At 67.8% G+C, this 20,245-nt stretch carries 16 protein-coding genes; 10 read left to right on the top strand and 6 right to left on the bottom strand.

Annotated features, from left to right (window positions below; translation table 11 throughout):
- Window positions 1-4: 4 nt before the first annotated feature.
- The gene (locus FPZ11_RS06040) at window positions 5-613 is read right to left on the bottom strand and encodes a PH domain-containing protein (RefSeq protein ID WP_146319220.1); all 609 of its coding nucleotides are present in this window, start codon (window positions 611-613) and stop codon (window positions 5-7) included.
- Window positions 614-658: 45 nt separating this feature from the next.
- Between FPZ11_RS06040 and FPZ11_RS06035 the strand changes: the two genes are divergently transcribed.
- The 3 genes from FPZ11_RS06035 (at window position 659) to FPZ11_RS06025 (ending at window position 4,984) form a co-directional block, all read left to right on the top strand.
- Window positions 659-2,338 (top strand): dipeptide ABC transporter ATP-binding protein, encoded by a 1,680-nt coding sequence (locus FPZ11_RS06035; protein WP_246846557.1) that lies wholly within the window; start codon window positions 659-661, stop codon window positions 2,336-2,338.
- A gap of 187 nt (window positions 2,339-2,525) precedes the next feature.
- Window positions 2,526-4,436 (top strand): translational GTPase TypA, encoded by a 1,911-nt coding sequence (gene typA, locus FPZ11_RS06030; protein ID WP_146319218.1) that lies wholly within the window; start codon window positions 2,526-2,528, stop codon window positions 4,434-4,436.
- A gap of 104 nt (window positions 4,437-4,540) precedes the next feature.
- Window positions 4,541-4,984 (top strand): hypothetical protein, encoded by a 444-nt coding sequence (locus FPZ11_RS06025; RefSeq protein WP_146319216.1) that lies wholly within the window; start codon window positions 4,541-4,543, stop codon window positions 4,982-4,984.
- 70 nt (window positions 4,985-5,054) lie between these two features.
- On the opposite strand, the gene efeB is transcribed toward FPZ11_RS06025, so the two are convergent.
- Window positions 5,055-6,395 (bottom strand): iron uptake transporter deferrochelatase/peroxidase subunit, encoded by a 1,341-nt coding sequence (gene efeB, locus FPZ11_RS06020; protein ID WP_146319213.1) that lies wholly within the window; start codon window positions 6,393-6,395, stop codon window positions 5,055-5,057.
- A complete protein-coding gene (gene efeO, locus FPZ11_RS19735) occupies window positions 6,392-9,286 on the bottom strand; it encodes an iron uptake system protein EfeO (protein WP_168203748.1) in 2,895 nt (964 codons plus the stop codon). The genes efeB and efeO overlap by 4 nt, the downstream gene beginning before the upstream one ends.
- A gap of 151 nt (window positions 9,287-9,437) precedes the next feature.
- Between efeO and FPZ11_RS19195 the strand changes: the two genes are divergently transcribed.
- The 4 genes from FPZ11_RS19195 to FPZ11_RS06000 all read left to right on the top strand — a co-directional run bounded on the left by FPZ11_RS19195 (window position 9,438) and on the right by FPZ11_RS06000 (window position 12,840).
- A complete protein-coding gene (locus FPZ11_RS19195; protein WP_168203747.1) occupies window positions 9,438-9,803 on the top strand; it encodes a DUF6113 family protein in 366 nt (121 codons plus the stop codon).
- Window positions 9,804-9,907: 104 nt separating this feature from the next.
- Window positions 9,908-10,228, top strand: coding sequence for a ferredoxin (gene fdxA / locus FPZ11_RS06010; protein ID WP_146319209.1), 321 nt, complete (start codon window positions 9,908-9,910; stop codon window positions 10,226-10,228).
- A gap of 22 nt (window positions 10,229-10,250) precedes the next feature.
- On the top strand, window positions 10,251-11,357 hold the full coding sequence (dapC, locus tag FPZ11_RS06005) for a succinyldiaminopimelate transaminase (RefSeq protein WP_146319207.1): 1,107 nt from the start codon (window positions 10,251-10,253) through the stop codon (window positions 11,355-11,357).
- Between the two features lie 175 nt (window positions 11,358-11,532).
- A complete protein-coding gene (locus tag FPZ11_RS06000; RefSeq protein ID WP_210415964.1) occupies window positions 11,533-12,840 on the top strand; it encodes a citrate synthase in 1,308 nt (435 codons plus the stop codon).
- Window positions 12,841-12,927: 87 nt separating this feature from the next.
- On the opposite strand, the gene FPZ11_RS05995 is transcribed toward FPZ11_RS06000, so the two are convergent.
- Together FPZ11_RS05995 and dapD are read right to left on the bottom strand one after the other, a co-directional pair.
- A complete protein-coding gene (locus tag FPZ11_RS05995; protein ID WP_246846556.1) occupies window positions 12,928-15,531 on the bottom strand; it encodes a penicillin acylase family protein in 2,604 nt (867 codons plus the stop codon).
- 195 nt (window positions 15,532-15,726) lie between these two features.
- Window positions 15,727-16,731 carry a 2,3,4,5-tetrahydropyridine-2,6-dicarboxylate N-succinyltransferase gene (gene dapD / locus FPZ11_RS05990; RefSeq protein WP_146319203.1) on the bottom strand — a complete coding sequence of 335 codons (1,005 nt, stop codon included), beginning with the start codon at window positions 16,729-16,731 and terminating at the stop codon, window positions 15,727-15,729.
- A gap of 17 nt (window positions 16,732-16,748) precedes the next feature.
- Between dapD and dapE the strand changes: the two genes are divergently transcribed.
- The 3 genes from dapE to FPZ11_RS05975 all read left to right on the top strand — a co-directional run bounded on the left by dapE (window position 16,749) and on the right by FPZ11_RS05975 (window position 19,409).
- Window positions 16,749-17,822 carry a succinyl-diaminopimelate desuccinylase gene (gene dapE, locus FPZ11_RS05985; RefSeq protein WP_146319201.1) on the top strand — a complete coding sequence of 358 codons (1,074 nt, stop codon included), beginning with the start codon at window positions 16,749-16,751 and terminating at the stop codon, window positions 17,820-17,822.
- Window positions 17,819-19,072 (top strand): putative hexosyltransferase, encoded by a 1,254-nt coding sequence (locus FPZ11_RS05980; protein WP_246846555.1) that lies wholly within the window; start codon window positions 17,819-17,821, stop codon window positions 19,070-19,072. The genes dapE and FPZ11_RS05980 overlap by 4 nt, the downstream gene beginning before the upstream one ends.
- Window positions 19,073-19,235: 163 nt before the next feature.
- Window positions 19,236-19,409, top strand: coding sequence for a DUF3117 domain-containing protein (locus tag FPZ11_RS05975; protein ID WP_146319199.1), 174 nt, complete (start codon window positions 19,236-19,238; stop codon window positions 19,407-19,409).
- A gap of 137 nt (window positions 19,410-19,546) precedes the next feature.
- Here the strand turns inward: FPZ11_RS05975 and FPZ11_RS05970 are convergent, their stop codons facing one another.
- Window positions 19,547-20,179, bottom strand: a complete 633-nt coding sequence (locus FPZ11_RS05970; protein ID WP_146319197.1) for an O-methyltransferase — start codon at window positions 20,177-20,179, stop codon at window positions 19,547-19,549.
- Between the last annotated feature and the right edge of the window lie 66 nt (window positions 20,180-20,245).

The following is a 20,245-nucleotide window of genomic DNA, read 5'->3' as shown; positions in this document are numbered from 1 at the left end:
GGTGTCAGGCGAGGATACCGGCGACCGTCAGCACCACGAGCACGCCCAGCACGATGAGCTGAGTGCGATGCCACGTGGTCTGAACGCCCGTGCCCTCGACAGCGCCACCGAGGTGGCCGTCGCGCTGCAGCTGCTCCCAGTAGCGGCGGATGTTCAGGGCAGCGGCACCCGAGTCGGAACTCGGGATGTCTCCGAGGCCGACGCTGCCGCCGGCGCCGTAGGTGGACTCGGGAAGGTTGCGCAGCTCGGCCTTGCTCGCCCGCATCGTGGCGAACCGGCTCGGTCCCGGCGCCGCCCAGGCCGTGTACTTGCCGCTCGCCGTGCGAACGGTGAGCGAGTACTTGGTCTCGATGGCGGCGATCGCGGGCCACGTGATGCGCACGGAGCGGGCGAGGTTGACGAACGTGACGCCGGAGGCATCCACCCGAACGCACGGGTGCCAGAACAGCATCCAGCACAGATAGGCAGCGGTCAGGAACGCCGGCGCGAAGCGAAGCGCGGCGATCGGATCGCCCTGCACGATGAGCGAGCCGACGCACAGCGCGGCGATCGCCCACACGAGAAAGCACAGAACAAGGCCGAATCGCGGCCGGAGGACTACGGGTTCGGTCACCGCACCATGGTGGCATAGGCCCTTGTGAAAGGAATTCAGAACGTCGTGAGCACAACAGTGACGACGGGCGCGAAGCCCGTGCTGAGGATCGAGAACCTCGGCGTCGACTTCTGGGTCGATGGCACGTGGTATCCCGCGGCCATCGACATGAACTACGAGGTGATGCCCGGCGAGGTGCTCGCCATCGTCGGAGAGTCCGGTTCGGGCAAGAGCTCGAGCTCGATGGCGCTGCTGGGTCTGCTGCCTCCGAACGGACGCGTGCACGGCACGATCGAGTTCGTCGGGCGCGACATCAGCCACATCAGCGACTCGCAGTTGCGCAGGCTGCGCGGCGAGGAAATGGCTGTCATCTTCCAGGAGCCGATGACCGCGATGAACCCGGTGTACACCGTCGGGTTCCAGATCATCGAGATGCTGCGGGTGCACAAGGCGATGTCGCCGTCGGATGCCCGCGCACGGGCGATCGAGCTGCTCCAGCTCGTGGAGATGCCCTCTCCCGAGACGAGCGTCGACAAGTACCCGCACCAGCTCTCCGGCGGCCAGCGCCAGCGCGCGATGATCGCGATGGCCCTGGCCTGCGACCCGAAGCTGCTGATCGCCGACGAGCCGACGACAGCGCTCGATGTGACGGTGCAGGCGGAGATCCTCGACCTGCTGCGCGCGCTGCGCGAGAAGGTGGACGCGGCGATCGTGCTGATCACGCACGACATGGGCGTCGTGGCCGATCTCGCCGACAAGATCGTCGTGATGAAGGACGGGCGCATCGTCGAGTCCGGCGAGATCGTGCAGGTCTTCCACGAGCCGGAGCATCCCTACACCAAGCAGCTTCTCGCTGCGGTGCCGCGTCTCAGCGTGGAGTCCACCGGCGCAGACGAGGGGGAGCGCGCCGGGCAGCCGGTGCTGCGCTTCGAGGATGTCGTGATCGAGTACCCGAAGCGCGGCCGCATCCCCGCCTTCCGCGCCGTCGACGACGCGACCTTCGACATCATGCCTGGCGAGGTCGTCGGCCTCGTCGGCGAGTCGGGCTCCGGCAAGACGACCATCGGCCGTGCCGCGGTCGGCCTGCTGCCCGTGCACTCGGGCATCCTCGCGGTGAACGGCAAGAACATCGCCGCGATGAGCGCGAAGGAACTGCGCCACGCCCGCAAGCAGATCGGCATCGTCTTCCAGGACCCGGGGTCGTCGTTGAACCCGCGCATCCCGATCGGCGAGAGCATCGGCGAGCCGATCATGCTCAGCGGCGAGGCCAAGGGCCGTGCACTGCAGAAGCGGGTCGAGAAGCTGCTCGACGACGTGGAGCTGCCCCGTTCGTTCCGCAACCGCTACCCGCACGAGCTCTCGGGAGGTCAGCGGCAGCGTGTCGGCATCGCCAGGGCCATCGCCCTGCAGCCGCCGCTGCTCATCGCGGACGAGCCCACGTCGGCGCTGGACGTGTCGGTACAGGCCCGCTTCCTGAACCTGCTGCAGAACCTGCAGGAGGAGCTCAAGTTCGCCTGCCTGTTCATCACGCACGACCTCGCGGTGATCGACGTGCTCGCGCACCGCATCGTCGTGATGAACCACGGCAAGATCGTCGAGCAGGGAACCAAGGACCAGGTGCTGCGCAACCCGCAGGATCCGTACACGCAGCGACTGATCGCCGCCGTGCCGGTTCCCGACCCGCTGATCCAGCGCGAGCGTCGCGAACAGCGTGCGGAGTTGTTCAGGAACGATTCGGTAGACTGAAAGGCGGGCCGTCAGTGCCCGTTCGCCGTGCCCGGCGCCGCTGAGAAGCGGTGAACAGGGCTTTCGACCGCCGCAAGCCTCGAGAGAGGCGTCGGCTGTCGGAGCACTCCGGGCTCTCGACTTCGGTCTGGTCGCGTTGCAGCGGGCAGGCATCCGTTCACACCCGCACGCTCAAGGGACTACCGTCATGGCCATCCGCACCCGCAACGACCTGCGCAACGTCGCGATCGTCGCCCACGTCGACCACGGCAAGACGACGCTCGTCGACGCCATGCTGAATCAGACGCACTCGTTCGCCGAGCACGCCCACGTCGAAGAGCGCGCCATGGACTCCAACGAACTGGAGCGCGAGAAGGGCATCACGATCCTCGCCAAGAACACGGCGATCTCGTACAACGGCAAGCACGCGGACGGCACGCCGGTCACCATCAACGTGATCGACACGCCGGGCCACGCCGACTTCGGCGGCGAGGTCGAGCGCGGTCTCTCGATGGTCGACGGCGTCGTGCTGCTGGTGGATGCCTCGGAGGGCCCGCTTCCGCAGACCCGCTTCGTGCTGCGCAAGGCCCTCGAGGCCAAGCTGCCGGTCATTCTCGCGGTGAACAAGACGGACCGCCCGGATGCCCGCATCACCGAGGTCGTGGCGGAGAGCCAGGACCTGCTGCTCGGCCTCGCCTCCGACCTGTCGGACGACGTGCCCGACCTCGACCTCGACGCGATCCTCGACGTTCCCGTCGTGTACGCCTCCGGCAAGGCGGGGCGGGCGTCCGCGACGCAGCCGGCGAACGGCGAGCTGCCGGACAGTCCCGACCTGGAGCCGCTGTTCGACGCCATCCTCACGCACATCCCCGCGCCGACGTACGACGACGAGGCGCCGCTGCAGGCGCACGTCACGAACCTCGATGCGTCGCCGTTCCTCGGTCGCCTCGCGCTGCTGCGCGTGTTCAACGGCACCATCAAGAAGGGCCAGACCGTGGCCTGGGTGCGGCATGACGGCGACGTGCACAGCGTTCGTGTCACCGAGCTGCTCGTCACCAAGGCGCTCGATCGCTACCCGGCCGAGAGCGCCGGCCCCGGCGACATCGTGGCCGTCGCGGGCTTCGCCGACATCATGATCGGCGACACGCTGGCCGACCCAGAGGACATCCGTCCGTTGCCGGCGATCCACGTCGACGACCCCGCCATCTCGATGACCATCGGCACCAACACCTCCCCGCTCGTCGGCAAGGTGAAGGGTCACAAGCTGACCGCCCGCATGGTCAAGGACCGACTCGACCGCGAACTGGTCGGCAACGTGTCGCTGCGAGTGCTCGACATCGGGCGCCCTGACGCATGGGAGGTGCAGGGGCGCGGTGAGCTGGCCCTGGCCATCCTCGTCGAGCAGATGCGCCGCGAGGGCTACGAGCTGACCGTCGGCAAGCCGCAGGTCGTCACGAAGCGCGTCGACGGCAAGGTGCACGAGCCCTACGAACACCTCACGATCGACGCTCCTGAGGAGTACCTCGGCGCGATCACCCAGCTGCTCGCCGCACGCAAGGGTCGCATGGAGAACATGTCGAACCACGGCACCGGCTGGGTGCGCATGGAGTTCGTCGTCCCCTCGCGCGGACTCATCGGATTCCGCACCGAGTTCCTCACGATCACGCGTGGAACGGGAATCTCGAACGGCATCTCGCACGGGTACGGCGAGTGGGCCGGGCCGATCGTGACGCGCAGCAACGGCTCGATCGTCGCCGACCGTGCCGGCGTGGTCACGCCGTTCGCGATCATCGCGCTGCAGGAGCGCATGACCTTCTTCGTGAACCCCACGGAAGAGGTCTACGAAGGCATGGTGGTGGGTGAGAACTCGCGCGCCGATGACATGGACGTGAACATCACCAAGGAGAAGAAGCTCACCAACATGCGGCAGTCCACCGCCGACAACTTCGAGTCAATGACTCCGTCGCGCCAGCTGACCCTCGAGGAGTGCCTCGAGTTCGCTCGCGAAGACGAGTGCGTAGAAGTGACGCCGGAGATGGTGCGCATTCGCAAGGTCGAGCTCGACCAGCAGCTGCGCGGACGCGCGGCGGCGAGGCTGAAGCGCGAGACGCTCGCATAGCAGGTGACTGCATCCGAGAAACTCGGATGACACTCGCACGAACTCGCGCTACCTTACCGGTGTCGTAGTCCGCGCCCCATGGCGCTCCCACTCCTGGAGTCATCGTGCCGAGATCACGTCGCGCACTTGTCGCGTTGCCGCTTGCCGCGGTGCTCGCGTTCGGCACGGTCGGAGCCCTGTCGGGCTGCAGCTTGCAAGGCGTGGTGCGAGACATCTCGCACGGTCACGTGGACGTCGCACGCAAGACGGTTCCCGCAGACTTCCCGACCGAGGTCCCTCTCGCCGACGGCGAGGTGCTCTACGGCGCAACAGTCGGGTCGTCCGACGGCAAGCTCTGGAACGTCACCATCAGGGTGCACGACCCGAACGCGTTGGCCACCATCGAGGATCAGCTGGCGGATGCCGGGTTCACGAGAGACCAGCACGACACCGCTGCGAAGGCCGGTTCTGCCGCGTACACGAAGAAGCCGTACTCCGTGCTCGTCGTCGTGGCCAGGGACGGTGCGCGCGAACACGTCGCCAACTACACGGTCACCGAGAAGAAGTAGACGGTCGACCGCGGAGCGCCGGGCTAGGACCGTCCGCCGGACGAACCGGGGCGGCGAGGCCGGACACGTCCTAGCTGAAGAGCTTCTCCGCGAGATAGTGACCCGCCTCGGGCGCGGGCGGAACGGCGAAGATCGCAGAACCGATGTGCGAGATGTACTCGTTGAGCTGGTCGTACGAGCCGAGCCGGGTCTGCAGCTTCACGAAGTGCTGCGGGTCGTTCATGTACGCGATGAACATGAGACCGGCATCCAGCTGACCGAACTGGTTGATGCCGTCGGTGTAGTTGTACGAGCGGCGCAGAATCTTGACGCCGCCGTTGTTCTCGTGAGCGGCCAGGGCGATGTGCGCGTTCTGCGGGATGACGTGCTGGCCGTGCTCGGTGGCGGCGAAGTCGGGCGTGTCGAACTCCTTCTTCTCGCCGAGCGGTGCACCCTCCGACTTGGTGCGGCCGAAGACATCCTGCTGGCTGCCGATGCCCGAGGCGTCCCAGATCTCGATGTTCATCTGGATCTTGCGGGCGACCTGGTACGTGCCGCCCGACATCCAATCGGCATCGTCGAGCCAGACGAACTGGCGGAACTCGTCGTCGCTGCGCACGTTGCGGGTGCCGTCCTTGAAGCCCATCAGGTTGCGCGGCGTCATCTGGTTCGCTCCCGCTGAGGCTCGGCCGAACCCCATCACGGTCCAGCGCGTGCTGACGGTGCCGCGTCCGATGCGGGCGAGGTCGCGGATGGCATGGTATGCCACCTGCGGGTCCTCTGCGCACGCCTGCAGGCTGAGATCCCCGCCGCTCAGCGCAGCCTGCAGGTTGTCGCTGGGGAGGGCGGGGAGCTTCTTCAGCAGCGTCGGTCGCTTGTGGGCGAGGCCGAAGCGATCGTCGAAGATCCCGGGCCCGAGGCCGAGCGTGACGGTGAGTGCGTTCGGGCTGAGGTCGGTGGCTTCGCCCGTGTCCGCCGGAACGGCCGCGGCCCTCGGCGGCTGCACGAGACCGACGGGCTTGCCCTGCATGAGCTGGGCGATGCCCGCCGACCACATGGCGAAGAGCGACTGGAGATCGGTCGCCGTCGTGCCGGGGTCGACGTCGAAGGTCATGTAGACGCAGTGCCGCTGCGGCTCGGTCTGCACGCCGGCCTGATGCACGTTGCCGTAGAACGGGTGACTCACCGAGGCGTCGACGGCCTCGCCATCGTCCTGCGGCATCATCGCCTGTGCCGCGACTGTTCCCCCGAAGCCGGCGAGGGCGCCGACGGCGAGGCCGCCGGCGCCCATCGCGAACAGTCCGCGCCTGCTGACGTGGGTCGACGCGTGCTGCTGCGGGTCCGCAGCAGAGCCCTGCGTCGCTCCGACGGCGTCCTCGACGCCGTGGTCCACGTCGTCGAGATCGCCCTGGCGCTCGTGCGAATCGGTCATTGCGCGGTGGCGACCTTTTCGGCGAGTCGCGACAGCGGGTCCTGCAGAGCCTGCACGGCCTGGCTCAGCTTGTTGGCGTCGCTGGCCCTGAGCGCCGGCGTGTACGTCACGTAGCCGCCGATGGCCGAGGGATCGCGATAGGTGTCGAGCATCGCGTTGACCTTCTGGAACTGCGTGTTGATCTGCGAGGTCAGCGTGCTGTCGATCTTGGTGAGTCCTGGCTTGAGGTACTCGAAGGCCTGCTGGGATCCCTCGACGTTGGCCGCGAAGTCGACGAGGTCGATGTGGCTGAACGCCTCTTCCTCGCCCTTGATCTTCTCCGACTGCACCTCTTCGAGCAAGCCGGCGGCACCGTTCGCGAGGTCCTCCGGCTTGTACTTCAGGTTCTTCGCGAGTCCGGCCAGCGTGCCGACGTTCTTCTGCAGCTCGGCGGCCAACTGCTGGGTGCCGCTCGTGATGGCCTTGGCCTGGAACAGATCGCGCTCGATGGCGTGGAAGCCGTGCCAGCCCACCGTCGGGTCGAGATTGGATGCCCGCATGTCGATCAGATAGTCGAGGTTTCCCGCGTTGTCGTTCGGCTTCGAACCGGGCAGCACGAATCCCTCGACGTCCGACTCGATGCGCTCGTAGAACGGCCGGGCCTGACCGTATTCCTTCTGCGCGGCGGCGAGATCGCCGGAGTCGATCGCGGACTTGAGACTGGCGACGCCCTGCACCATGCCGGCGATCTGGTCGTCGACATATGTCGCGTACTCGGCGGAGCCGGCGGCGAGCAGGGTCGGAACGCTGCCCTTCTTCTGCGCGGCGGCCTTGCCGGTGACCGTGAAGTCGAGGTTCTCCTTCTTGCCCCCGGGGCAGTACACGGTGTACTTGCCGCCGCCGAGCGTGAGCGTGAAGCTCACGGGCTTGAGGCCGGGGGCGAGATTCTCCTTCTCGCCGATGATGCGCTCGTCGCTCTGGAGCTCCACCTCGGTGATGCCCGTCGCGCTCGTGTTCTCGACCGTGAACGTGATGGGGCCGGCAGGTGCTGACGTGTGGTCGAGCGTGCAGGTGTCGTTCGACCCGTCGTTCGCGAGCGTGACCTTCACGTGCGAGACGCCAGAGCTGGTCTTGGCGGCGGTGCTCTCGTTGCTCGAGCATCCGGTGAGGACGAGGGCAGCGCTGATGAGCGCTGCCGCAGTGGCCAGGCCGGTGCTCACGCGTCGGCGGCTACTTGGCTGCATAGGTGGTGCTCCTAGGGGTGGTTGTGCGCGCCATGGGGTCGGCTGCGTCGGAGAGTGCCGGGGCGGACGATGTGGGCGTCGTCGCGGGGAGTGCCCCACGGCGGACGTCGGATCGGCGCGTGCGACATCGGACGCGGTCGAGGCGGTGACGACGGAAGAAGAGGCGTCGACGGCAAGGCGCTTGCGGCCGCGCAACCCGGCGACGAGCAGCCAGACGGCGGCGATCGCGAACGCGAGCGGCAGCCACAGCTTCCACAGCTGCGCTTCGCGGGCGGATGCCTGCGCCGCGGCGATCGACGCGCTCGCGGCCGCGACGTGCCCGGCCTTCACCGACCACTGGGCGCCTTCATCCGGGACAGCGAAGGCCCGCGGCGCGGTGAGGCCGCCGCCGGAGATGGTGACGACCGTGCGCACGCTGTTGGAGGCATCCACGAGCCCGTCTCCGCTGGTGTAGGCGGAGACGCGCATCGCGCTGGTCCAGCGCGCCGTGTAGGGGCCGGGCGCGTTGGAGGGGTCGATTCCCACCGGGATCCTGCCGCCGGCGAGCTGCGTCAGATCGGAGAGGTCGAGCGTGCTCGGACGGTCGGACGGGTGGGTCGTGACGTTCGTGCTCCACGCGCGGTCCGCGCCGGCGTGCGTGGTCGCCGAGGATCCGCCGAATCGGTAGGTGGCGGCATCCGTTCCTGTCACGGCGAGGGATCCGCCGGAGCCCTGGGTGCGGAAGGCTGCGGTGCCGCCGTTCGTGAGCGGCGCCGACGCCGGCACGTCGGGAGAGCCGCCCGCCGGCACCGCGATGGCGAGCACGATCGCTGCGGCACCCAGCACCGCCGCGCCGCCGAGAAGGGCCTTGGGCACGGCGGCCGGGGCGAGACGGTAGCGCTTGGGCCATACCGAGAACGCGAGCACGGGCACCACGTAGAGCACCCAGCCCAGCACCTCGACGACGCGGGGATCGGCGGGAATGCCGAGCACGCCGGTGATGAGCGCGGCCTGAACGGATCCCGTGGGAGCCAGCCACGACAGATCGACGGTCGGCTGCTGGCCGAACACGATCCAGCCGGCCTCGTGGGCGCTGCGCAGGGCACTGACGACAAGACCGCCGGCGACGAAGACCAGGAAGACCCCCGTGATCGTGAAGAAGCGGGAGAGGTTCAGCTTGACGCCGCCGGTGTAGAGGCCGATGCCGATAGCGACGGCTGCGGCCACGCCGATCACGGCGCCGAGTGCGGCGGCGGCAGCACTGGTGGATGCCTGGAACGTGGCGAGCAAGAAGACGGAGGTCTCGAATCCCTCCTTGAGCACCGCGAGGAAGGCCATGCCGGCGAGCGCCCAGGTGGTGCCCGTTCCGAGCGCCTCAGCGGCCTCCTTCTCCAGCTCCTTCTTCATGGCGCGGGAGTGCTTCTTCATCCACACGATCATGGTCGTCACGAAGATCACGGCGATCGCGCCGATCACGGCCTCCATGCCCTCTTGGGCGGCCTGGGGGAGGCTCGCCTCGATGGCCTGGAGAACGAATCCGACGGCGACGCTGAGCACGAGGGCGGCAGAGACGCCGAGCCACATGGGCTTCAGGGATGCGCCGTTGCGCTTGAGGAATGCGGCGATGATGCCGACGATGAGTGCGGCCTCGAGGCCTTCGCGAAGGCCGATGACGAGGGTTGCGAGCACGGTGAAGCCTTCGGGTCCTGTTGGATGGATTCGGGTTGAATTCGGTAAGGCTAACCTTACCCGCTTCGAGATTACCTGCCGACTCCCACGGATGTCCACCGCGGAGTCAGATGCACGGCCTGATGATCCGCTCACTTCGTAGACTGGCCGCATGCTGACGCGCGTGGTGACTGCAGTGGTCATGGTGGTGGCAGGGATCGCGTTCGGGGTTCTCGGCACCGTTGTGCATTCCTCGACCGTCGGCTCTGCGGACTTCCCGTGGGGGATCGTCGTCGCGCTGCTCGCGCTGGCCTGCCTGCTGGTGGGCATCCGCCTGCTCAGCTCTGGCAGGCTCTCCACCGCGTGCGCGGCGCTGGGTGCGCTGGTCGCGATCGCTGTGCTGTCCCAGCAGAGTTTCGGCGGGTCCGTGCTTATTACGAACAGTGTCATCGGGTGGGTCTGGATGGCCGGCGCCGTGGTCATCGCCCTTCTCGCCGTGAGCTGGCCGCGGTCGCTCGCCGGCGGCCGGGCATCCTGAACGCCGCTGCAGTCGCTCGCGCCGGGTGCGCGCGCTCGGGCGCAGGTTGCCCGGCATAGACTTCAGTAGCCGCTGGAACAAGCCCGAGAGGAGCTGTACGGACCGTGACCTACGTCATCGCCCTGCCGTGTGTGGACGTCAAAGACCGTGCCTGTGTCGACGAATGCCCGGTGGACTGCATCTACGAGGGTGAACGGTCTCTGTACATCCATCCCGACGAATGCGTCGACTGCGGCGCATGCGAGCCGGTGTGCCCCGTCGAGGCGATCTACTACGAAGACGATCTGCCCGAGGAATGGGCCGACTACTACCGCGTGAACGTGGAGTTCTTCGACGACCTCGGTTCGCCCGGCGGTGCGGCCAAGATCGGCGTGATCCCGAAGGATCACCCGATCGTCGCTGCTCTGCCGCCGCAGAGCCACTGAGCCGCCCGGAGCAATCAGAACCGTGACGCGCCCCGATCTGCCCGACTATCCATGGGACCTGGTTGCGCCGTACGCCGAACGTGCCAGGCGGCATCCCGGCGGAATCGTCGACCTCTCCATCGGTTCGCCCGTCGACCCGACGCCGGAGGCGGTGCGCGCCGCGCTCGCGCAGGCGACGGATGCGCACTCCTACCCGCAGACCGCGGGAACGCCCGCGCTGCGCAGCGCGATCGTCGCGTGGTATGCACGCCGACGCGGCGTGCCGGGGCTCACGCCCGACGAGGTGCTTCCGACCATCGGCTCGAAGGAGCTCGTCGCGCTTCTGCCCGTGCTGCTGGGGCTCGGGCCCGGTGATGTGATCGTGCATCCGAGAGCCGCGTATCCCACGTACGCCATCGGCGCCGCGATCGTGCAGGCCACGTCGTTCCCGTCCGACGACCCCGACGAGTGGCCGCAGGGCACGAAGCTCGTCTGGCTGAACTCGCCCGGCAATCCCGACGGGCATGTGAACGACGCGGAATACCTGGCGCGCGCCGTGCGCAGAGCCAGGGAGCTCGGCGCCGTGATCGCCAACGACGAATGCTACGCGGAGCTCGGCTGGGACGGGAGCTGGGCGCACGAGCCGGTGCCGAGCATCCTCGACCCGCGTGTGGTCGGCGACGACCGCAGCGATGTGCTGTCGGTGTACTCGCTGAGCAAGCAGTCCAACATGGCCGGGTATCGCGCAGCGTTCCTCGCGGGGGATGCGGCGCTCGTCGGCAAGCTGCTCACCGTGCGGAAGCACGCAGGGCTCATGCTGCCCGCTCCTCTGCAGGAGGCCATGGTCGTCGCACTCGACGATGACGACGCCGTGCGCGCGCAGGTCGAACGGTACCGGGCACGTCGCGGGATTCTGAAGCCGGTTCTGGAGGCATCCGGGTTCCGCATCGATCACAGCGAGGCAGGCCTCTACCTGTGGGCGACCGCCGGAGAGGATGCCTGGACCACCATGGGCAGGCTCGCCGACGTCGGCGTTCTGGCCGGCCCCGGCGTCTTCTACGGCGACTTCTTCCCGCAGCACGTGCGGCTCTCGCTGACCGCGACCGATGAGCGCATCCAGGCCGCTGCCGAGCGTCTCGCGTCGCTCTGAAGCAGGAGCGAATCTCCGGTTCCGCCGGCGGGTTGCGGCATGGGAAGCGCGGCAGCGCACGGCGCTTGTGCGATCCCTCGCGCCGATGCGCGATGGCATTGGCGGGTACGACAGTGGACCCGCTTTGCCCGTAGGCTGTACTGGCAGAGTTTGTGAATGCTCGAAGGAGGCTTGAGTGAACGCAGGTGGTCACGACGGAGCGGATGGCAGCATTAAGGCCACTCTGACGTACCCGGGCGGAACCGCCGAGTTCCCGATCCTCGACAGCGTCTCCGGTGCCTCGAGCATCGACATGTCGACGCTGACGAAGCAGACGGGACTCACCTCGCTCGATTACGGCTTCGTCAACACGGCGCCCACGCGGTCGAAGATCACGTTCATCGACGGCGAGGCGGGCATTCTGCGCTATCGCGGGTATCCGATCGAGCAGCTGGCGGCGAATTCCTCGTTCCTCGAGGTGGCCTACCTGCTCATCAACGGCGAGCTCCCGACCGCCGACGAGTTGGCGTCGTTCGACGAGCGCATCCGCCGCCACACGCTTCTGCACGAAGACCTGCGCAGCTTCTTCAATGCGCTGCCGCACGATGCGCACCCGATGTCGGTGCTGTCCAGCGCGGTGTCGGCGCTGAGCACCTTCTACCAGGACTCGCTCAGCATCCACGACCCCGAGCAGGTCGAGCTGTCGACCATCCGCCTGCTGGCGAAGCTGCCGGTGATCGCGGCGTACGCGCACAAGAAGAGCCTCGGCCAGGCGTTCCTCTATCCGGACAACTCGCTGAGCTTCGTCGACAACTTCCTGCGGCTCAACTTCGGCACGCTCGCCGAGCCGTACGAGATCAACCCCACCGTCTCCAAGGCGCTCGACCGGCTGCTCATCCTGCACGCCGACCACGAGCAGAACGCGTCCACGTCGACCGTTCGACTGGTCGGCTCGACGCAGGCCAACCTCTTCGCGAGCGTCTCCGCCGGCATCAACGCGCTCTACGGTCCGCTGCACGGCGGCGCGAACGAGGCCGTGCTCGACATGCTGGCGACGATCCGCGACTCGGGCGAGGGTGTTCAGCGCTTCGTCGAGCGCGTCAAGAACAAAGAAGACGGCGTTCGCCTGATGGGCTTCGGCCACCGGGTCTACAAGAACTACGACCCGCGCGCGAAGCTCGTCAAGGAGAGCGCGGATGCCGTGCTGGCCGATCTCGGCGTGCACGACCCGCTGCTCGACATCGCCAAGGAACTCGAGCAGATCGCGCTCGACGACGACTACTTCATCCAGCGCAAGTTGTACCCGAACGTCGACTTCTACACGGGCGTCATCTACAAGGCGATGGGCTTTCCCACCCGGATGTTCACCGTGCTGTTCGCCATCGGACGCCTGCCGGGCTGGATCGCGCACTGGCGTGAGCTCAACGCCGACCCGGCGACCAAGATCGGCCGCCCGCAACAGCTCTACGTCGGCGAGCCGGAGCGGCAGTACCCGACGCGCTGAGGCGCTGCATGGTGCCCGTGTGCCAAGACGTCCCGTGGGCTGAGGAGCACGCGGCTTTGCCGCGCGCGTCTCGAAGCCGGGTGCTCATCAACGTGAGGCCGGCGTCAGCGTGAGGGTGTCCTGCGTGGCCTTCGCGACGGCATCCTTGCTGAACGGCCATGAACGGGTCTTGTTGTGCTGCCACAGCGGCGTCTGGTCCATGTAGTGCGGGTTGAACGCGTGGCCGGAGTCGCCGGTCAGGTTGATCCACGTCGAATGGTCGAAGTCGCCGAGGTCGACGACCTGGCGCATCGAGGGCACCCAGTCGACCTCGTAACCCTGCGATGCGTCCCAGCCGACGGCATCCACCACCGATGATCCGCCGCCGAGCCGGTACGGGCCGCGATTGAAGAGCCACTCGATGGGTGCGATGCCCGAGGCGCCGAAGCTCTGATTGGTCACCTCGAGGGTGTGGATGTCGCCCCACTTCCACTGCGACGAGTCTGGCCCCATGAGCTTCACGGCCTCACGGTACGCCTGATCGGCGGCGTAGGCGAACATCTCGTCGCGGTTGCCGATGCCGAGCTTCTCGTCGACCCACCACGAGGAATCGGGCTGGTCGATGAGGGAGTCGACGACCTGGAACCATCGATCGCCGCCTGCTGGCTGGGATCCGGCGGGCAGCTTGCGGCCGAACGCGTCGTGCAGCAGGTTGCGCCAGAAGATGTTGAAGTAGGCGGCGGCAGCGCTGCCCTCGTCGTCGTGGAAATTCCACTTCTTGAGCAGGTCGACGGCGCGCGCGGTGCCGGAATCGAGGTGGATGCTCGTGAGCACCGGCACGAGCGCCGCCGCGTTCGCGTCGTACGTGTCGGCGTCGATGCGCGACATGTCCGCCGAGGTGATCTTGGTGCCTGCCTTGATGAGCTTCTGCAGGTCGTGGGTGATGCGGTCGGCGCGATAGCCGGCATCCCAGTCCTTGGTGAGGTTCTGCGCGAACGATGGCCCGACCGCGGCGTTGTTCGCGGTGACGATGTAGCCGGCCTTCGGGTTGTAGGCGCTGGGCAGCTGGTCGAACGGGATGTAGCCGGTCCAGCCATAGGCACTCGACCAGCCGGGCGTGATCGTGGTTCCGTCGCCCTGTTTGCGGATCGGGATGAGGCCGGGCGCCTGGTAACCGATGTTGCCTGCCGTGTCGGCGTAGATGAGGTTCTGCGCCGGAACGTCGAACTCGCGCGCCGCCGCGCGGAACCCGTTCCAGTCCGTTGCCTTGTCGAGGATGAAGATCGACTCGGCGGTATGGCCGGGCGTGAGGGCCGTCCACTGCAGCGAGAGGGCGTACTTGCCGCCGGGGATGTCGCCGCTGGAGGTGCGATGGCTCTTCGTCACCGTGTCGTAGTCGCCGCCGGAGAGCAGTGGCCCGTGGATCGTGGAGCGCACCGTGATGGTCACGGGCGAGCCGCCGGCGACCTTGATCGTCTCCTTGCGCGTGGTGAACGCCTGCTTCTTGCCGTCGTAGAGATAGCCGTCGCCGTCGAGTCGCTCGAGATAGAGGTCGGTCACATCGGGGCCGAGATTGGTGAAGCCCCAGGCGATCTTGTCGTTGTGGCCGATGATCACGCCAGGCAGCCCCGAGAAGCTGTAGCCGGCCACGTCGAACGGGCAGGCCGCGCTCACGGTGGAGCAGTGCAGTCCCACCTGATACCAGATGCTCGGGGCTGCGGGCCCGAGGTGCGGGTCGTTGGAGAGCAGCGGCTTGCCCGTCGAGGTGTGCGATCCGGACACCACCCACGAGTTGGAGCCGATGTCGTCGCTGTTGATGCCGAGGAGCTGCGGCACCTCGGCCGCCGACGCCTGCACGCTCGAGGCGAGCGCGGCGATGTCGGATGCTGCGGCAGCCTCGTCCGTCCCGTCTGACGTGGCAGACGAGGAGACGTCGGCGGTGGTCGATGCGGAGGCGCTCGACTCGGCGACGCGCGCGGGGTCGCCGCTGCCGGCATCCGTGATGGTGGGGTGCGACGAGTACGGGTAGGTGGGGTGCAGCGTCGCGATGTCCGTCGCGGTGAGCTTCGTCGCCAGAAGCGCGCGGTCGAGCTCGTCCTCGAGGTTGGACCGCAGGTCCCACGCCATCGCCTTCAGCCACGACACGGAGTCCGCCGGCGTCCACTTCTCCGGCGTGTAGCCGGGTGTCTGCAGGCCGAGCACCGCATACTCGAGCGAGATGTCTGCGCCCTTGTGATGGGCGAGATAGGCGTTCACGCCGTCGGCGTAGGCCTGGTAGTAGGAGAGCGTGGTGGCATCCATCTGCTTCACCTCCTGCTCGGCCACGTTGCGCCAGCCGAGCGTGCGGATGAACTCGTCGGTGCCGAGCTGGCTCTTGCCGAACAGCTCGCTGAGCCGCCCTGCGGTGACGTGCCGACGGAAGTCCATCTCCCAGAACCGGTCCTGCGCGTGCACGTAGCCCTCGGCGAGGAACAGGTCGTGGGAGTTGGATGCCGTGATCTGCGGAATGCCGGCATCATCGCGCTGCACGCTCACCGGTGCTTTCAGCCCGGGGATGTCGATGTTTCCCGAGGTCTGCGGGAACGAGCGAGTGACCGTCCAGAAGCCGAGCACGCCGGCGACGACGGTCAGCGTGAGAAGAATGACGAGCAGGATTGCGAGGAAACGCCAGAACGGATGACGCCGTGACAGGCGCGGTGCATCGGTACCCACTTCACTCCTTCGTGCAGCCCCCGCGAACATGGTATCGGCATGCCGGACGGGCGCTCGCATGGGACGGTTGGGGAGCACCGCGGGTTGAGGAGCACCCGAAGCGTGCGTCTCGAAACCCGGGCTCGGCGAGCGGTCGGGTTTCGAGACGCGCGCGGCTGTCGCCGCGTGCTCCTCAACCCTCGGCGCTGCTGGAACTCAGGCGTGCAGCACCGAGTTGAGCCGGATCCCTTCGCCGGCCCGCTGCAGCACCTCGACGGCTCCGGTGAGCGAATTGCGCCGGAACAAGAGATTCGGCACGCCGGACAGCTCGAGAGCCTTCACCGTCTGCGGCCCCCCGGACGCGTTCGGCGCCGCACCGACGAGCACCACCTTGGTGCCGGCGGTCACGTAGAGCCCGGCCTCGACGATGCAGTCGTCGCCGATGGAGATGCCGATGCCGCTGTTGGCGCCGAGCAGCGAGCGCTCGCCGATCGAGACGCGCTGGGTTCCGCCGCCGGACAGCGTGCCCATGATCGACGCTCCGCCGCCCACGTCCGAGCCGTCGCCGACGACGACGCCCTGCGAGATGCGGCCCTCGACCATCGAAGCGCCGAGCGTGCCCGCGTTGTAGTTCACGAAGCCCTCGTGCATCACCGTGGTGCCGGGGGCGAGGTGGGCGCCGAGCCGCACGCGCGAGGCATCCGCGATGCGCACACGCTCCGGCACGACGTAATCGAGCAGACGCGGGAACTTGTCGATGCCGCTCGCCTGGATGCCGGCCCTCTGCAGCTGCGCACGGCGCCCCGCGTAGTCGTCGAGGTGCATCGGCCCCGCGTTGGTCCACGCCACGATGGGGAGGTGGCTGAAGATGCCGTCGAGGTTGATCGTGTTCGGCGCCACCAGCAGATGGGACAGCAGGTGCAGCCGGAGATAGGCGTCGGGGGTGCTCGTCACCGGAGACGTGAGCTCCACCTCGACGGCGCGCGCGTCGAGGCGCACGTTGCGGCGGGCATCCTGGCCGGTCTGCGCCTCGAGCGCGGCAGGCACGAGCAGCGGCTCGCGGCCGTCGGGCAGAGCGGCGAGTCGGGGCGTGGGGAACCAGGCGTCGAGAACCGTTCCATCGCCCGCTGTGGTGACCAGGCCGTAGCCCCAGGCGCGTGCCTTCGTGTCGCCGGTGGCGGCGTCGGCGGGCATGGCGGCGTCAGGTTCGGCGAAGGGCATTCCTTTAGGTTAGTAGCATGCCTCTCGACCTCTCGGCCGGCCCCGTCGAACTGACCCGCGCGATCTGCGACATCGAGTCCGTCTCCGGAAACGAGAAGGAGCTGGCGGATGCCATCGAACACGCTCTGAGCCCTTGCGCGCACCTGACGGTGGCGCGCATCGGCAACAACGTGATCGCGCGCACGAACCTGGGTCGCGCCCAGCGGGTGGCGATCGCCGGGCACATCGACACGGTCCCCGTCAACGACAACCTCCCGACCAGGTACGAGTCGCTGGGGGGCGTCGACTACCTGTGGGGTCGCGGCACCGTGGACATGAAGGCCGGCGTCGCCGTACAGCTGTCGCTCGCGGCCGAGCTCGTCGATCCTCGCTACGACATCACGTGGCTCTGGTACGACAACGAAGAGGTGGCCAGCGAGCTCAACGGACTGCGCAGGCTCTCTGTCGATCGGCCCGATCTGCTCGAGGCGGACTTCGCCATTCTGGGCGAGCCGAGCGGCGCGGATGTCGAGGGCGGCTGCAATGGAACGCTGCGGGTCGACGTGCACCTGAGCGGGCTGCGTGCGCACGCCGCGCGTCCGTGGGTCGGTGACAACGCCATCCACAAGGCCGCGCCCGTTCTCACGACGCTCGCGGAGTACACGCCGCGCGAGGTCGAGGTCGACGGGCTCGTATATCGGGAGGCGCTGAACGCCGTGATGATCCGCGGAGGAGTGGCTACCAACGTCATACCCGACGACTGCGTCGTGCACGTCAACTACCGCTTCGCACCGAGCCGCAGCGGCGAGGAGGCCGTCGCGCACCTGAACGAGCTGTTCGGCGAGCACCGCGTGACCGTCGTCGATCTCGCGGAGGGCGCGCGACCGGGACTCGACACCCCCTTCGCACAGGAGTTCCTCGCGGCCGTCGGAGCCGAGGCGAAGCCGAAGTACGGGTGGACCGATGTTGCACGGTTCGCGGCGCTCGGCATTCCCGCCGTCAATTACGGTCCGGGCGACGCGCTCAAGGCGCACGCCGACGACGAGCGGGTGGCGCTGTCGGAGATCGTCGCCTGCGAGCAGGCGTTGCGTCGCTGGCTGACGGCGCGGTGACCGCGACCGACAGCGCGGCGACGGTGAGGCCGCGCAGGCGGCGGCTGTCGCCGGGCATCCGTCTGCATTACCGGCTCGTGCCGTGGTGGGGCAAGGTGACTGTCGTGTACCTGCTGGCACGGGTGATCACCACGGTGATGATGCTCGTGCTGGCGAGCGTGCAGGGCGCCAACCCGTGGACGGGCGCGCACCCCGACTACTTCAGTTTCGCGAACATCTGGGACGGCCGCTGGTATCAGATCGTGGCCGAAAGCGGCTACCCGCGCACCCTTCCGCTCGGCGACGACGGCACGGTGCAGCAGAACGCGTGGGCGTTCCTTCCGGCGTATCCGGTGGTCGTGCGCTTCGTCATGACGATCACCTTCCTGCCATGGGAAGTGGCGGCCGTGTTCGTCTCGTTCGCGTTCGGGCTGGCCGCGGCCCTCGTCTTCTACCGCATGATGGCGTCGCGGCTCGCCTGGTCGACGAGCCTGTTCGCCACGGTGCTGTTCTGCGTGGGCCCCACCTCTCCGATGTTCCAGGTGGCGTACGCCGAGTCGATGTACCTGTTCCTGCTCATGCTGGCGCTCTACCTCATGATGAAACGGCGCTATTGGTGGATGCTCATCCCCGTCGTGATCATGGCGTTCACGCGGCCCAGCGGGCTGGCCTTCGCGCTCGCGATGGGCCTGCACGTGGTGTACCGCTGGTTCGTGCGCAAACGAGACGGGTTCTCGGTGCGGGAGCTGGTGGCATCCATCACGGTGACCGTCGTGGCGCTCGTGGCCGGGCTCGCCTGGCCTGCGATCGCAGGGTGGGTCACTGGCGTGCCGGATGCCTACACGGCGACGGAGCTCACCTGGCGTGCTGACTACATCGGCCGCGTGCACCTCGTTCCGTTCACACCGTGGTTCCAGGGCGCGCAGTGGTGGTTCGGCCAGTTCTTGCAGGTGTCTCCGTGGCTCGGCTACATCACGCTCGTGGTGGTGCTCGCCCTCTTCGCGATCTGGATGTTCAGTCCGGCGGTGCGCCGGCTCGGCGTCGACCTGCGGCTGTGGGTCGTCTCGTACGCGCTCTACCTGCTGGCCGTCTTCTTCCCGCAGTCGAGCACGTTCCGGATTCTCGCGCCGATGGCGCCACTGGCCGGCGCGCTCGCCCAGCCCAAGAGCAAGGCGTATCGCATCGGCATGGTGTTGCTGTTCCTCGCACTGCAGTGGGGGTGGCTGCTGATCTGCTGGGGCGTCGACGGTTACGACTGGTCTCCGCCGTGATCCACGCGACGGTCCTGTGTGCGATGAGCCGCGGAATCGGCGATCGGGCGAGACCTCTTCACGCCCGACATCCCCGAAGATGACGCCGCGCGGTGGACAGGGATTTCGTACGGGTTCACTCGATGGCGGATAATAGAGGGACATCCACGAAAGGGGGAGCTACATGGCGGCCATGAAGCCGAGAACCGGAGACGGACCCATGGAGGCTGTGAAGGAGGGACGCCTCATCATCGTGCGCGTACCTCTCGAAGGTGGAGGCCGGCTCGTCGTCTCGGTCAATGACGCCGAGGCTCAGGAGCTGCACGATGTGCTCGGAGAGGTCATCTCGGGCAGCTGACGACCTTCAGAACGCAACACGAACGAGAGCGGATGCCACGGCATCCGCTCTCGTTCGATTTCCGCTCCCGTTCATGGGTTGACGAGCGCGCGGCACATCGACGCCGCTACGCGGCTCCTCAACCCACGGAACTCGGATCAGTCGCCGAGCTTCGCGATCTGCAGCAGTCCGTCGCCGACGGTGCTGAGCGCGCCGACGACGGCGGGGGACGCCGTGATCTCGGTCACCAGCGTGCGGAACCCGGTGGTCGTCTCGTCGCGCTGCGTCGGGTCGGCGACGCGCCCCTTCCAGAGCGCGTGAGCGACGAGCACGATGCCGCCGGGGCGAGCGAGGCGCAGCGCGTGCTCGACGTACTCGATGACGCCCGCCGGATCGGCGTCGACGAAGACGACGTCGTAAGCGTTCTCGTTCATGCGCGGCAGCACGTCGCGCGCGCGGCCGGTGATGAGTCTCACACGGGAGGGCAGCACGCCCGCCTCGGTGAAGTTGGACCGTGCGCTGTGCAGGTGGTCCGGCTCGACGTCGATGGAGGTGAGCGTGGCGTGCGGAGCGCCGCGGAGCAGCCAGAGCCCTGACACCCCGACACCCGTGCCGACCTCGAGGATGCTCGTGGCGCGGGAGGCCGCGGTGATGACGGCGGCCTGAGCGCCGATCGCGGGCGCGACGGGCTCGACGCCGAGTTCGAGCGACTGCGACCGCGCCGCCTGGATGGCTTCGGGCTCCGAGACGATGTCGGACGCGAACTTCCAGCTCTGATCGTGATGAGACACTGACGTTCCTTCCTCCGCTCAACAATACGGCTCAGAGGGCCGTCATCCTTCGTGCCGCGCGCCCGA

This window comes from Humibacter ginsenosidimutans (genome assembly GCF_007859675.1).
Taxonomy (GTDB): Bacteria; Actinomycetota; Actinomycetes; order Actinomycetales; family Microbacteriaceae; genus Humibacter; species Humibacter ginsenosidimutans.
This window is presented reverse-complemented; position numbering and strand designations above follow the sequence as displayed.